Source organism: Microcoleus sp. ARI1-B5, from assembly GCF_036705795.1.
Lineage (GTDB): Bacteria > Cyanobacteriota > Cyanobacteriia > Cyanobacteriales > Microcoleaceae > Microcoleus.
The window spans coordinates 135,998-150,801 of record NZ_JAUBVK010000012.1 but is presented as its reverse complement, the minus strand read 5'-3'; the positions used below and the strand labels follow the sequence as shown (position 1 = coordinate 150,801).

The 14,804-nt window shown below is 45.9% G+C and carries 8 protein-coding genes; all 8 read left to right on the top strand.

What is annotated here, in order from left to right; all coding sequences use genetic code 11:
* Positions 1-33: 33 nt before the first annotated feature.
* The 8 genes from QUB63_RS18920 (at position 34) to QUB63_RS18885 (ending at position 14,669) form a co-directional block, all read left to right on the top strand.
* Complete coding sequence (locus QUB63_RS18920; RefSeq protein WP_332946808.1) at positions 34-192, top strand: hypothetical protein; 159 nt, start codon at positions 34-36, stop codon at positions 190-192.
* 58 nt (positions 193-250) lie between these two features.
* Positions 251-3,016, top strand: coding sequence for a family 10 glycosylhydrolase (locus QUB63_RS18915; RefSeq protein ID WP_332946807.1), 2,766 nt, complete (start codon positions 251-253; stop codon positions 3,014-3,016).
* 590 nt (positions 3,017-3,606) lie between these two features.
* Entirely contained in the window at positions 3,607-7,551 is a 3,945-nt protein-coding gene (locus QUB63_RS18910; RefSeq protein ID WP_332946806.1) for a PAS domain S-box protein, read from the top strand.
* 6 nt (positions 7,552-7,557) lie between these two features.
* Entirely contained in the window at positions 7,558-9,000 is a 1,443-nt protein-coding gene (locus QUB63_RS18905) for a hybrid sensor histidine kinase/response regulator (protein WP_332946805.1), read from the top strand.
* A gap of 488 nt (positions 9,001-9,488) precedes the next feature.
* On the top strand, positions 9,489-9,881 hold the full coding sequence (locus QUB63_RS18900) for a response regulator (protein ID WP_332946804.1): 393 nt from the start codon (positions 9,489-9,491) through the stop codon (positions 9,879-9,881).
* The gene (locus tag QUB63_RS18895) at positions 9,878-12,451 is read left to right on the top strand and encodes a response regulator (RefSeq protein ID WP_332946803.1); all 2,574 of its coding nucleotides are present in this window, start codon (positions 9,878-9,880) and stop codon (positions 12,449-12,451) included. The genes QUB63_RS18900 and QUB63_RS18895 overlap by 4 nt, the downstream gene beginning before the upstream one ends.
* Positions 12,426-14,081: an adenylate/guanylate cyclase domain-containing protein gene (locus QUB63_RS18890; protein WP_332946802.1), complete on the top strand. Its 1,656-nt coding sequence runs from the start codon at positions 12,426-12,428 to the stop codon at positions 14,079-14,081. The genes QUB63_RS18895 and QUB63_RS18890 overlap by 26 nt, the downstream gene beginning before the upstream one ends.
* A 72-nt stretch (positions 14,082-14,153) precedes the next feature.
* On the top strand, positions 14,154-14,669 hold the full coding sequence (locus tag QUB63_RS18885) for a DUF1499 domain-containing protein (RefSeq protein ID WP_332946801.1): 516 nt from the start codon (positions 14,154-14,156) through the stop codon (positions 14,667-14,669).
* The last annotated feature ends 135 nt before the right edge of the window (positions 14,670-14,804 follow it).

Below are 14,804 nucleotides of genomic sequence, written 5' to 3'. Positions count from 1 at the left end.
GGTTCGATCGTTCGGAATGCAAGTCCTTGATGAATGCGGACTGAAGTCCTCACTACAAACCTATTTTATGGCGGTTGTTCGATCGCGCGCGGTATGAGTTCGATCGAATTTGCTCCCGTCGCAGGCGGGCGATCGCATATTTTCCTGATTCAGGTTGCAGGACACGATAAAAAATTGTATCGTGCGGATTAATGCCTCGAAATTTTTATTTAAATTTTCCTAAGTGGTGTGGTGGGTAATTCTCGTGTCAATGCAACAAATCAAAAAGCCCGATCGAATGCCTGAAGCCGGCTCTCAGGCTCAAAAAACTCGCTTTTTCACTTTCTTGCAAAGAGTCTTAATTGGAACTCTAGCAAGTACATTACTCAATCTCTCCATCATATTTCCCTCTCCGAGTTTCGCAGAAGTAGTTTTGGGAGTTGTTCGCAGTTCCGAGAATTCCCCCGACTGGGTGAAGATTACCACGCGCCTCTGGGAAAGCGGCATTGCTTACAAACCAATCAATCTCGAAAACATCAAAAATTTGGGGGATTTAGCAGGCGTTAACGTGCTGTTTTTGCCCAATATTGAAACTTTGAGTCCGGCACAAATTAAAGTTTTAGAAGCTTGGACAAAACAGGGCGGCCGCTTGATTGCTTCGGGCCCAGTCGGCCGCAGTTCCCCGGCTTTGGTGCGTCAATCTTTGCGATCGCTCCTCGGGGCCTATTGGGCTTTTCCCTTAACCCAGCGGGGATTGCCGCAACCCCGCACCCGCTGCCGCGATCTCGCTTGCACCGCTTCTAGCAATTGGGTTCCGGCAGAACAAAAAAATGCCTCAGTCCAAGGCGGTGTCTTGATTCCCGCCGATGCGAACAGTCAAACAGTCGCTACTTGGAAAGATAGTTCCGGTTCCTCTGCTGCGATCGCCACCGATCGCGCTACCTATCTCGGCTGGCGCTGGGGTAGCGACGGTTCGCCAAATATAGACTCGGCTTGGCTGCGGGCCTCGATCGCCCGCTGGGGAGGAACAATCGGTGCGCCTGCTGCGCCAACAGCGGCCGCGCCCCCACTCCCAACTCCCCCCCCGTCCAGAGTCACCAGAAACACCCCTAGTTCGCCGCGCAGTACCCCGCTGAGCAGACTTTCTCCTTCTCCCCCCCTTCCCGATCCAGTACCTGCAACTTTTACAGACCCTTCCGATCAGTCGGCGCCGGCGGGTTTGGACGTGCAGGCAAATTCCAATAAGCCGATCGTCAGCATTGAAGCGTACTTGATGCGCCAAGAACTCACCAACCTCCTCGGCAGGTTTGAAAGCGCCCTGACAGCAGCTAATTCAGGCAATACCGCCGTCAATCTCAATGCTGCTACCCCCCCTCAACTCGTGGCGTCAACCAACAGTGTCGGTGGGCCTGCTGCAAGTCGCCCGTTGGTTTTGCAAGGCGCAACAACGCGGGCGATCGCCCAAGCGCGGCTTGTTTTGCAAAATTTTGACCAACTCCTGCAAGAGCAAAAGTACGCCCAGGCCAGACAGCAGTGGGTGGAAGCCCGCCAGCTTCTGTGGCAAAATTACCCGCAGTTCGGGCAGCGGGTTGGGGCGGAAATTCGCGCGGTTTGGCTCGATCGCGGTACGATCGTCGCAGCGCGATCGGAACAGGGTTTGGCCGCCGTGTTCGATCGGCTCGCCGCCGCCGGGATCAACACCGTTTTCTTTGAAACCTTGAATGCCGGATATCCGATTTATCCCAGTCAAGTTGCACCGCAACAAAACCCCCTCACAGTTGGCTGGGACCCGCTGGAATCGGCAGTTAAATTAGCTCACGAGCGAGGCATGGAACTGCACGCTTGGATTTGGACTTTTGCCGCCGGAAATAAGCGCCACAATACTTTAATTGGCAAGCCGAGTTCTTATCCAGGGCCGGTACTTTCCGCTCATCCCGATTGGGCAAATATTGACAATCAAGGGCGGCGCCAACACGTCAATGACGGTAAATTTTATCTCGATCCGGCAAACCCGGAAGCGCGCAGTTATTTGCTACAAATTGTTAGCGAAATTGCCAGTAAGTACAAAGTAGATGGAGTGCAACTCGACTATATTCGCTATCCTTTTCAAGATGACAATGCGGGTTTTACCTACGGTTACGGTGCGGCAGCGAGGCAGCAATTTCAACAGTTAACTGGTACCGATCCGGTGAATATTTCGCCGAGTTCCGGCAATTTGTGGCGGCAGTGGGTTGAGTTTAAAACTAATCAAATTAATAGCTTTGTAGCTGAAGTTTCTCAGCTTTTGCGGCAGAATTATCCGCGCACAATTCTGTCGGTGGCGGTGTTTCCGCACCCGGAAAGTCAGCGGATTTACAAAATTCAGCAAAATTGGGAAGTTTGGGCCCGTCAGGGCATTGTAGACTTGATTGTGCCGATGACTTATGCCTTGGATACTAACAGGCTTCAGCGCATAACTGAACCGCTAGCAAAGGAACAAATGCTCGGTTCGGCTTTGATTTCTCCGTCGGTTAAGTTGTTGACTCTCCCGGAAGTTGTGGCGATCGACCAAATTCAAGCTTTGCGCGATTTGCCGACAGGGGGCTATGCTATTTTTGCGGTGGAAAGTATCAGCAGCGGGATGCAGGGCTTTTTTAACCGCACTCAAGGGCGGCCCGTGCGCTCGACGAATGCTTCGGAACCAATTCCTTACCGGCAGCCCTTTGCGGCGGCGGCTTCGCGGTATACTGCTCTCAAGCAGGAATGGAGTTTTTTGTTGGCTAACAATCAGTTGCGGGTGTCGGAATCAGAACTGAAAGTTCTGCAAAGTCGATCGGAAGAATTGGGTGTTGCTTTGAGCAAATTGGCTGCCACTCCTTCTGGTGAAAGTTTAACAACCGCTAAAAGATTGTTGGCGAGTTTTCAATCTCAATTTCAATCTTCGATGCGCTTGCATTCAGCAGAGAATAGCTATCAGGTGCAAACTTGGCAAAATCGTTTGGAAAGTTTAGATATGCTGTTGCGTTACGGCGAAAGGCTGGAGTTGAATCGCAGGTAAATGCAGGTTTTTCGCGTGCGGCTGCCCAGAGCAGGCGATCGCACCCAATCATCTGCTCTGGGCGAAAATACGCTATAGTTATTTGAATTCATACCTGTACAGTTGTCAGTAAGCTAAAATCCCAGCCCCGCACTCATAGTAATGTCCATTGCCTGCAATAAATAGGCGTAGATATCTATATTGCATTTCCGAAGACAGGAATGCCAGCGTTGCGCTCCGATCGCGATCGCCAACACCCAGGATTGCTTCGCACTCTCAAATCAGGTTAAAAAACTCTAATTAAGTTTGTAGTGACGACAGAAGTTCTCAAAACTCTGAAATATCGAGCGCCCAAATTTTACGATGAGTGATTAACCGCATTTGATATGACTCGCCCAAAAACAGGTACTTGCTTTCCGACGCGAGCATCAGGGTCGATAATAAAATTTTAGACTGCTGTTCCTGCTCCCTGATTCACTGCGCTGCAAGTAAATCTAAAATCTAAAATCTAAAATCTAAAATCTAAAATCGATTGACTCGTTCGTGTATCGCTCCAAGATTTTAACATCTACTAATTTCCCTTGCCAATTTCAATTACTCTGAGAATGAATATGTTTCCTAAACCGCTCAATCGCTTTGCTACCAAAATTATCGGCAAAGCTCCATTACAAACTGTGCTCGTGGTTCCTTTTTTAGTGCAAATTGTCGGCACGGTAGGAGTTGTAGGTTGGCTGTCGTTCCAAAACGGTCAGGGCGCGGTCAACGATGTGGCAGCTCAGTTGCGGGGAGAAATTAGCGAGCGCATCAAAGACCGCATGGAAAATTATATGTCAATTCCCCACATTGTCAATCACCTGAACGTTCAAGGCATAAAATTGGGGCAGTTGAACCTAGAAGAAAAACAAAAACTCGAACTTCATTTCCTCCAACAAATTCAATATTTTGATTCGATCAGCATCATTTACACAGCCACAGAAAAGGGAGAACACTCGGGAGCAATCCGCACTAAAGATCGGATTCTGATATCTGCTGCTGACAGCTCGACTGGCAATAAATTAGCTCGATATACTGGTGACTCTCAGGGAAACCGCGTTCAATTAGTGCAAATTTCCCCCGATATTTACGACCCGCGAATTCGCCCGTGGTACATAGCAGCCGCAGCGGCTAAAAAACCTATTTGGACTCCAATTTATACAGATTTCTTGACCAGAGAACTGGCAATTACTGCTGCTTTGCCTATCTACGACGATGCTGGCAAGCTGTTAGGAGTAGCTGGCAGCGATTTGCTGTTTTCCAAAATCAAAGAATTTCTCGTCAGCCTCAAAATTGGCAAGTCGGGACAAACTTTTGTGATGGAGCGATCGGGGATGTTAATTGCCACTTCCACCCCCGGTCAAGAATTCGCAGTCGAAGGTAAAGAAGCCAAACGCATCAAAGCTTCAGCAAGCGAGAATCCAGTAATTCGCCAAACCGCACAGCATTTAGAGAAATCCTACCAAAACTTAGCTAAAATCAAGAATTCTCAACAGCTTACTTTCGATGTTGACGGCAAGCGAAATTTTATTCAGGTAACTCCTTTTCAAGACGAGCGAGGGTTGGATTGGCTGATTGTGGTAGTTGTGCCCGAGTCCGACTTTATGCAGCAAATTAACGCCAATACGCGCACCACTTTTTTGCTGTCGGTGGCAGCTTTGATCGGGGCGACAATTCTGGGGATTCTTACTGCTAAATGGGTGGTGCGGCCGATTTTAAGATTGAATGCGGCGGCGAAAGCTTTGGCTAGGAATGAATGGGATACCAAGCTCGCTCTGAATCGCGAAGATGAACTCGGAGAACTTGCCGCTGCTTTTAACAGCATGGCAGAGCAATTGCAGCATTCATTTACTTCGCTCTCGGAAAGCGAAAACCGAGTCAAACAATTTCTCAATGCCGTACCGCTCGGCATTTTTATTGCTGATACAAACGGTCAACCTCACTACATTAATCCTACAGGAGAGCAACTCTTAAGTCAAGGACTTATAGCAGCAGATGTTGAAAATTTGCGCAAAGCTTACAAAGTTTATTTAGCGGGAACTCAGGAAATTTACCCGGCGGAACGCGACCCAATTTTAAATGCTTTGCAGGGCAAAAGTGTCACTGTTGATGACATAGAAATCGGCTCGACCAACAGAACTGTTCCCCTGCAAGTTTGGGGAACTCCTATTTACGACGCCCAAGGAAATATCACCTACGGGATGTGTGCTTTTCAAGAGATTACGGAACGCAAACTAGCGGAGAAACTGTTAACGGAATACAACCAAAATTTAGCTGTGCAAGTTGCAGAACGCACCGCCGCTCTGGCTAAGGCAAAAGAAAAGTTTTCTAAAGCTTTTCGTTCGAGTCCAAATGCGATTACGATCACGAGAATCAGTGACGGTCGCCACATAGAAGTCAATGACAGCTTTTGCCGGATGATTGGCTACAGTCACGAACAAATTATTGGTAAAACAGCGGTAGAGCTAAATTTTTGGGCGAGTTTAGGGGAGCGCGACCGCATGATTCAAATGTTAAAAAACCAGACGGCACTTCACAATTACGAGCTGAGGTTTCGCAATAAAAGCGGTACAGAAAGAACGGCGCTGCTGTCGATCGAAACCATCGATATTGACGGAGAAGCTTGTTTTTTGTCGATGTCGAGCGATATTACCGATCGCCAAAAAGCAGAAGCAGCCCTCCGCGAAGCAGAAGAAAAGTACCGCAACATTTATGAAAATGCTTTAAACGGCATTTTTCAAACTGCTGCTGACGGAAAATACATCAGCGCTAACCCTGCTTTAGCTCACCTCTACGGTTACGAATCGCCCGCAGAATTAATCGCAGCACAGCCGAATTTCAAGAACCAGCTTTACGTAAATCCCAACCGCCGCCGCGAATTTGCAGCGCTGATCGACGAGTGCGGGATACTGTCAAACTTTGAATCGGAAATTTACCGCAAAGATGGCAGCATTATCTGGATTTCCGAAAATTGTCGCGCTGTCTGCGATGAAGCGGGAAATCTACTTTACTACGAAGGTTTTATTAAAGATATTAGTGATAACAAACAAGCGGAAATCAAAATGCAGCAGGCGAAAGAAGCGGCCGAAGCAGCCAACAAAGCTAAGAGTACCTTTCTCGCCAACATGAGCCACGAATTGCGATCGCCCCTGAACGCAGTTATCGGCTTTGCTCAAGTCATGATCCGCAGTAAAAATCTGTCTCCCGAAAATCAAGAAGATGTCGGAATTATCCTGCGGAGCGGCGAACATTTGCTGGCTTTAATCAACCAAGTTTTAGACTTGTCAAAAATCGAAGCCGGACGCACTACAATTAATGAAAAAAGTTTCGATTTATACCGGCTGCTCGACGATTTAGAAGATATGTTTGCTCTAAAATGTGAGGAAAAAGGCTTGCAATTAATGTTCGATCGGGACGGCGAAGTTCCCCATTACATTTCCACCGATGAAGTGAAATTGCGTCAAGTCTTAATTAATTTGCTCAACAATGCAATTAAATTTACTTCTCAAGGTGGAGTTTCGGTACAAGTCAAAGGAGGAAGGCGGAAGCTACACAAAAACAGCGCTGACCAATTGCCCGGCCGCTACTCGCTCCATTTTGAAGTTCAAGATACTGGTGCAGGCATTGCTGCTGAAGAAATCCATCAGTTGTTTGAAGCATTTGTGCAGACAACAACGGGTAAAGATTCTCAGGAAGGCACGGGTTTAGGTTTAGCGATCAGCCGCCAGTTCGTGCAATTGATGGGAGGTGAAATTACGGTTAGCAGCGAACTCGGAAAGGGTACACTATTTCAGTTTGACATCCAAGTTCATCTGGTTGAAGCTGCCGATATTGAAAGCAAAAAAGCTCAACGTCGAGTTGTTGCCCTCGAACCGAATCAGCCGAGTTACCGCTTGCTAATTGTGGACGACAAACCTTTGAACCGTCAACTGTTGGTAAAACTTCTGAGTCCGCTCGGATTTGAGTTGAGAGAAGCGAATAACGGTCAAGAAGCGGTGGATATTTTTATGGAGTGGGAACCGCATCTGATTTGGATGGACATGAGAATGCCCGTGATGGACGGGTACGAGGCAACGAAACAAATTAAAACTACAACTGGCGGGCAAGCAACGGCGATTGTGGCCCTGACTGCTAGCGTTTTGGAGGAAGAACGGGCGGTGATTCTTTCGGCGGGTTGCGATGATTTTATGCGGAAACCGTTCCGAGAAGAGGATATCTTTGCAGCAATGGGGAAACATTTAGGAGTAAGCTATATTTATGAAGATCCAACAGCAGTCAGTGTGGCAGGTGTAGGCGAGTCCAGTCATGAGGCGCTGACACCGGAGGAGCTCGCCTCTCTTTCTCCCGACTGGAGGACTCAATTCAAGCAAAATATTTTGAGTGTGGACATGGAGGCGATCGCCAGTTCGATCGCACAAATCCACACTGTCAACCCCTCTCTGGCTGGCACGCTTCAAGATTGCATTAATAATTTTGAATACGACAAGATTTTGAACGTAATCGAACGCAGTGAAAACCCGTAACTACCGATGAATTCAACTTTACCGAACACCAATCGAGCTAATATTTTAGTAGTGGACGACACGCCACAAAACCTGCGGCTGCTGGCCGGAATTTTGAGCGAAAAAGGTTATCAAGTTCGCCCGGTTCCCAACGGCAAGCTAGCACTGTCTGCCGCTCAAAAAATGCCCCCGGATCTAGTGCTGCTGGATATTATGATGCCGGAGATGGATGGCTATGAAGTTTGTCAGCGGCTCAAAGATTCTGAAGTAACAAAAGACATTCCGGTAATTTTCATCAGTGCGATTAACGACGTGATGGATAAAGTTAAAGCTTTTGGAGTTGGGGGAGTGGACTTTATTACCAAACCGTTTCAGGTTGAAGAAGTTTTAGCCAGGATTGAAACTCATTTAAAAATTTGTTCGCTGCAGCAAAGTTTGCAAGAAAAAAATCAAGATTTAGCAACTGCTATCTACCAACTGCAAGCCACCCAAGAGCATTTGATTCAATCGGAAAAAATGGCCGCACTGGGACAACTGATTGCCGGCATTGCCCACGAAATCAATACCCCCCTGGGCATTATAGGTTCCTCTATTGATAATATCGCTAATTTTTGGGACGATAATTTAGCAAAAATGCCTCAATTTTTTCAACAACTTTCTGAAGAAACCCAAGCTTATTTTTTAACTTTACTCTACAGGTCTACCCATCAAGAAACGTTATTTACCAGCAGAGAGAAGCGAAAAATTAAGCAGCAGTTGACTAACGATTTGATTGCAGGCTCTGTTGAAAATGCTGAGGAAATTGCGGATAGTTTAGTTGATATGGAAATTTACGATAACATAGAACAATTGTTGCCGCTTTTTAAATTGCCGGATTGGGAAGTGGTTTTCAATACTGCTTACCAGTTTGCGAGCTTTAAGAAAAGTATTAGCCTGATCCAAAGAGCGACAGCCAAGTCTGGAAAAGTAGTATTTGCCTTGAAAAGCTACGCTCATTTCGATAGCAAGCAAGAAAAAGTCCAGGCGAACGTGCACGAGGGCATTGAAACGGTGTTAACCCTTTATCAAAATCAACTGAAACACGGTATAGAAGTAGTTAAAAATTATGGGGATATACCGAAAATTATGTGCTATCCCGATGACTTAAATCAAGTTTGGACTAATCTCATTCACAATGCCCTGCAAGCAATGGATTATAAAGGTATTTTGACCCTCGAAACTCAGCAGCAAGAGGCAAATATTGTCCTGAAATTTACTGATGACGGCAAAGGTATTCCCCCAGAAGTTATTCCCAAAATTTTTCAGCCATTTTTTACGACTAAATCTGCGGGCGAAGGTAGCGGTTTGGGATTGGATATTGTGAGAAAAATTGTTGAAAAACATGACGGCACAATTGCTGTAGAGTCTGTACCGGGGCAGACAACCTTTACAGTGTCGCTGCCAATCTATAGCACTTCGAGCGTAAGATGAGGTACGCTGGATCGTTGGTAATGGGTAATTGGGAAAAAGGGAATTGGTAATTGCGGATTGGTAATTGCGGATTGCGGATTTTGCTTCACCCATTACCATTACCCATTACCCATTACCCATTACCCATTACCCATTACCAGACATACCTCACCGCTCTTGAGACTCGGCTATATTAAACAAAACTTACACCCGTTAAAAAAAATCCCACTCTCAGCAAGCTCCGAACCCCGATACTCATTAGTGATGCCCAATCGAAAATCCCCAATGCTCCCATGCGAAAATGGTATTACCCGCAGGGGCTGATTCCCGGTAGCGCAAGTGGCTGTCTCGCTGACAAACATAAGATTTATTGCGATAAACCGGGTTTCTTTTCGGAAGTCCTCTTAAAATAAGATAGGGGGCAGATATCGTGCATCCTCGCCCGAAATCAATAAAATAGATGCAAGTCATGTCGGTAAACCCGCTAAAATAAAAGCAGAGAGCAAAAGATGAATAAGCCTGTAATTCTTTGCGTTGATGATGAACCGGATATCTTGAATACTCTCAAGATGCAGCTCAAGAATGAATTTAAAGATGATTATTTTTACGAATTAGCTGAAAGTGGTGATGAAGCTTTAGATTTACTTGAGGATTTTGAAGAAGAAGCTCAGGTAATTGTGGTTGTTTCTGATTGGCTGATGCCGGGAATCAAAGGTGACGAACTTTTAATTAAAGTTCACCAAAAATATCCTAAAATTATTAAGGTGATGTTGACGGGACAAGCGGATGCAGCGGCAGTCGATCGGGCAGTACAAGAAGCCGATTTATACTGCTGTTTGTACAAACCGTGGAAGAGCAAAGACTTAATAGAAACTATAAAATCGGGGCTGGCTAAGTTATGAAAAAACCTGTGATTGTTTGTATAGATGACGAACCAGATGTTTTGAACAGTTTAAAGATTGAACTGAAAAAGGCGATCGGCGATCGGTGTATTATTGAAACGGCGGAAGGGGGGGAAGATGCTTTAGAGTTGCTGTCTGATTTGCAGGCCGATGAATACGAGATTGCTTTGGTGCTTTCCGATTATATCATGCCGGATATTAAAGGGGATGAACTGCTCAAACGAATTCACGAACGCTCGCCGGATACGCTGACTATTATGCTGACGGGACAAGCTGATTTGGAAGCTCTGAGCAATGCGATAAAGTATGCTAAATTGTACCGTTATATCCCTAAACCTTGGCAAAATGAAGACTTAAAATTAACGGTAGTAGAAGCAGTTCACAGTTACTTGCAAGACCAAAAGTTAACAGATGAAATCCTGAAGCGGCAAGAAGTAAACGAGGAGTTGAAGCTAGCAAATGAGGCGCTGTCGGCGAGTGAAAGCCGCCTGAATCAATTTTTAGCAGCTTTGCCAGTGGGGGTATCTGTTTACAATCCTGACGGTTCGATCGCCTATTTCAACCACACAGCGCGGGAATTGCTGGGTGCAGACACGATCCCGGAAAGCACAGCGGAACAATTAGCTGCAACTTATCAACTTTATGTTGCCAATACTGATGAGCTTTACCCGCCGGATAATCTGCCAATTTTGCGCGCGCTGAAAGGAGAATTTGTCAAGGTTGACGATGTAGAAATCCGTCAAGATGGCAGAATAATTGCGATCGAGATCAATACTACGCCGATTTTTGACGCTAGCGGAAATATTGTTTACGCGATCGCAGCTTTTCAAGATATTAGCGATCGCAAACAAGCCGAAAAAATACTAGCAGATTACCAGCACACCTTAGAAACCCAAATTGACGAACGCACAGAACAACTGCAACAAGCCGCATTAGCTGCTGAATCAGCAAACAAAGCTAAAAGCACGTTTCTGGCCAATATGAGCCATGAATTGCGCACCCCTCTCAATTCCATACTCGGATTTGCGCAAATCATGGAACCCAGCCCAAATCTTACCGTCGAAAACCGAGACAATCTGAGTATTATTCGCCGCAGCGGCGAACACTTGCTGGCCCTGATCAATGAAGTCTTAGACTTGTCAAAAATCGAAGCTGGGCGGATGATGATCGACCCGAAAGACTTCGACCTCTACCGCTTGCTTGACGACTTGCAAGATATGTTTTTACTGCGGGCACAAAATCAAGAATTGCAGTTGATTTTCCAGCGCGACGATAACCTTCCCCAGTACGTGCGAACCGATGACATTAAACTGCGACAAGTGCTAATAAATCTCCTCAGCAATGCGATTAAATTCACGCCAACAGGTGCGATTATATTAAGAGTAAGAAAATTAGAAACTTCGGGAATTGTTGATTTAGTGGCGAGTCCAACAGCTTGCTTTGATACTACAAAAACTATTAGGGAGTTTTCGAGCGATCGCAGTGAGTTTGCAACAGTTGAATTGAGGGACGAGGCAGATGATTTAACTCGGGAGCGGGTGGTTTTCCTTCAGTTTGAAATTGAAGATACAGGAGTTGGCATTGCTCCGGAAGAATTGGGCAATGTTTTTAAGGCATTTGTGCAAACAGCTTCCGGTCAAAAAACTCAGAAAGGCACGGGTTTAGGATTGACGATCAGCCGTCAATTTGTCCGCCTGATGGGAGGAGAAATCGTGGTAGAAAGTGAACGGGAAGTCGGCACTACTTTTAAATTTGAGATTCCAGTCGGCGTGGCTGATGCGGATGATATTCCCGCCCCGCAAATTCACCGCGAAGTTACTGGGTTGGAACCAAATCAACCGTGCTACCGGATTTTAATTGTGGACGATCGCGAAGACAACCGCCAACTTTTAGTCAAAATGCTTTCCCCCTTGGGTTTCAAGCTGCAACAAGCAGCCAACGGCAGCGAAGCAGTTGAAATCTGGGAAAATTGGCACCCGCACATAATTTTGATGGATGTGCGAATGCCAGTGATGGACGGCTACGAAGCTACTAAAGAAATTAGGGACAGAATACAGCAGAGAGAGCAAGAGCAGCAAGGAAGCGGGGAAATCAATATGGACCATCAAGAATCCCCGATTCCGAAGATTATTGCTTTGACAGCCAGTACAATTGAAGGGAGGCGATCGTTTGCTTTATTGGTCGGCTGCGACGATTTTATTAGCAAACCATTCCGCAAAACTGATATATTTGATACCCTCAACAAACATTTGGGTGTGAAGTATCTCTACTCTAACCCAACGGACATGACCTCAACAGGCGATCGCCACAATCAATCTGACTCACCCTCTAATGCTGCGCTTGCTTATTTACCCACACTTCCCGCAGAATGGATAGATAACATGAGGCAGGTAATCCGCAGTGCTGATTTTGACTTAATTGCGATGACAATCGAGGAATTAAGGGATGCTCATCCTGAATTTGCCGAAATCCTTCAGGGTCATCTCGATAATTTTGATTACCAGAAAATTCTCAATTTAATTGCCGAGGCGGAGGAATCAGATCGTGGAGATGAAGGCGGAACAAACTGAAAACTATCAAGCAGATATTTTAGTGGTTGACGATACGCCAGATAATCTGCGTTTGTTGATTAGAATTTTGCAGAAAAAGGGCTATAAAGTTCGACCTGTTACTAATGGTTTTTCGGCCCTAGATGCGATTCAATCGAGCGCACCAGATTTGATTTTGCTCGATATTATGATGCCGGATATTAACGGCTACGAACTGTGTAAAAAATTGAAATTACAACCGCAATTTAGGGAAATACCCATCATTTTTATCAGCGCGCTAGAAGAAGGAATAGATAAGGCACAAGCTTTTGAAGTGGGCGGAGCCGATTATATCACAAAACCTTTTCAGTTGAAAGAAGTATTGGCGCGAGTGAGCAATCAGCTTACTGTGCGTTCCTTGCAAATGCAATTGCAAGAAAAAAATCAAAAGTTGACCGATCAAAATGTTCAGTTGCACCAGGAAATTGCCGAACGCCGGCAGGTTGAAATGGAAACGAGGTTGCTGCTGGAGGCAACTCAAGCTATTAGCAAATCTGAGGATTTTGAGTCGGCTATAGATGTGATTTTAGGTTTAATTTGCCAAACTATTGAATGGAATCTCGGCGAAGCTTGGATTCCTAGCAGTGACGGCGTTTTAAGATGCGCTAAAGGCAGGTACGTCAGCGACTCGAGTTTTGCCCAATTCCAAAAGGCAAGTTGGCAGCTAACTTTTCCTCCCGGTGCGGGACTCCCGGGGAGAATTTGGCAGTCGCAGCAGTTTGAATGGATCGAGGATGTTTCTACTGCACCGGAACAAGTTTTTTTGCGATCGGAAATTGCGGTGAATGTGGGATTGAAAGCGGCTTTTGGTTTGCCAATTGTGGCGGACAAGCAAGTTTTAGCGGTTTTGATTTTTTATCGCCAGAAAGTTCTGGAAGCTCAGCCGCGGTTGTTGGAATTGGTGAATGCAGTTGCTACGCAGCTCGGTTCGCTGATTCAGCGGAAACAAGCTGAAGCCGCGCTGAAATTGCAGCAAGAGCAAACAGAGAAATTGCTGCTGAATATTTTACCGAAACCTATTGCTGAGCGCTTGCAAAAAGAGCAAAAGCTGATAGCGGAGCATTTTGATGAGGTGACGGTATTGTTTGCTGATTTGGTGGGTTTTACAGAGTTTTCGGCTCACAAAAGTCCGACGCAGTTGGTAGAAATTTTGAACGCGATTTTCTCGGAGTTCGATCGGTTGTCTGAGTTGCACGGGTTGGAAAAGATTAAGACGATTGGGGATGCTTACATGGTGGTAGGGGGTTTGCCGACTTCAAGGCAGGATCACTCTGAGGCGATCGCACTTTTAGCTTTGGAGATGCAGGCAGCTTTGAGAAATTTTAATGTCAAAATAGGAGAAAGTTTTGAATTGCGGATCGGAATTCACAGCGGTTCGGTGGTGGCGGGCATTATTGGGATTAGCAAATTTAGCTATGATTTGTGGGGCGATACTGTGAATGTTGCTTCGCGGATGGAGTCGAACGGATTGCCGGGTAAAATTCAAGTGACGGCGCCGACTTACGAGCGTCTGAAAGAGCAGTTTATTTTTGAAGAACGGGGTAAAATAGCGGTTAAAGGTAAAGGAACAATGCTGACTTACTGGTTGATTGAAGAACAAATAAAATTTTGATGAGTTTGAGAGGTCAATTTCAATTAATATTAAAATTAGATCGAATTTGCACTTTCTGGAGGGCTAATCTGCATGCAAACAGTTGAAACAAAATCGCCGGCTGGGTTGAAAAGAGTCCTAGTTATTTTAATATCACTGGTAGCGGTAGCGGTACTGTCGATCGCTACTTTTATCCTAATTCCCGGAGAAAAAACCGTGTTTGCTGGAAAAAGACCTGCCAATATCGGCATTGTGTCGGGAAAACTCGCCGCGTGCCCTGCTTCGCCCAACTGCGTCAGCAGCTTCAGTCAAGATGCCGAACACCAGATTGAGCCTTTGGCTTACACTTCGTCGGCGAAAGAAGCAATGGCCAAGCTCTTCGGGGCGATCGAGTCCTCTGCAAAAACTAAAATTATCACCGCCACTGATAATTACCTGTATGCGGAGTTTACCAGTGCTTTGATGGGTTTTGTCGATGACGTGGAATTTTTGGTAGATGATGCAGCAAAAGTCATCCACGTGCGATCGGCTTCCCGTCTGGGAGAGTCTGATTTAGGAGTCAACCGCAGCCGGATAGAAACTATCAGAACTCAACTCAATCAACTCTGAACTTAAAATTTCTAGCTTTCCCGAAGCCCCTCTCCCGCAAGATGAGGGGCTGGGATTTTTGTGTAACACTATGTAATGTTTATTTCTAACCACCTACTTAACAATTATTAACAGTAGGGACACGGTAATGGCGTG

Coding starts and splice junctions, on each gene's coding strand:
- QUB63_RS18905 (WP_332946805.1), top strand. CDS start 7,558: ATGAATTCAACTTTACCGAACACCAATCGAGCTAATATTTTAGTAGTG.
- QUB63_RS18895 (WP_332946803.1), top strand. CDS start 9,878: ATGAAAAAACCTGTGATTGTTTGTATAGATGACGAACCAGATGTTTTG.
- QUB63_RS18900 (WP_332946804.1), top strand. CDS start 9,489: ATGAATAAGCCTGTAATTCTTTGCGTTGATGATGAACCGGATATCTTG.
- QUB63_RS18910 (WP_332946806.1), top strand. CDS start 3,607: ATGTTTCCTAAACCGCTCAATCGCTTTGCTACCAAAATTATCGGCAAA.
- QUB63_RS18915 (WP_332946807.1), top strand. CDS start 251: ATGCAACAAATCAAAAAGCCCGATCGAATGCCTGAAGCCGGCTCTCAG.
- QUB63_RS18920 (WP_332946808.1), top strand. CDS start 34: ATGCGGACTGAAGTCCTCACTACAAACCTATTTTATGGCGGTTGTTCG.
- QUB63_RS18885 (WP_332946801.1), top strand. CDS start 14,154: ATGCAAACAGTTGAAACAAAATCGCCGGCTGGGTTGAAAAGAGTCCTA.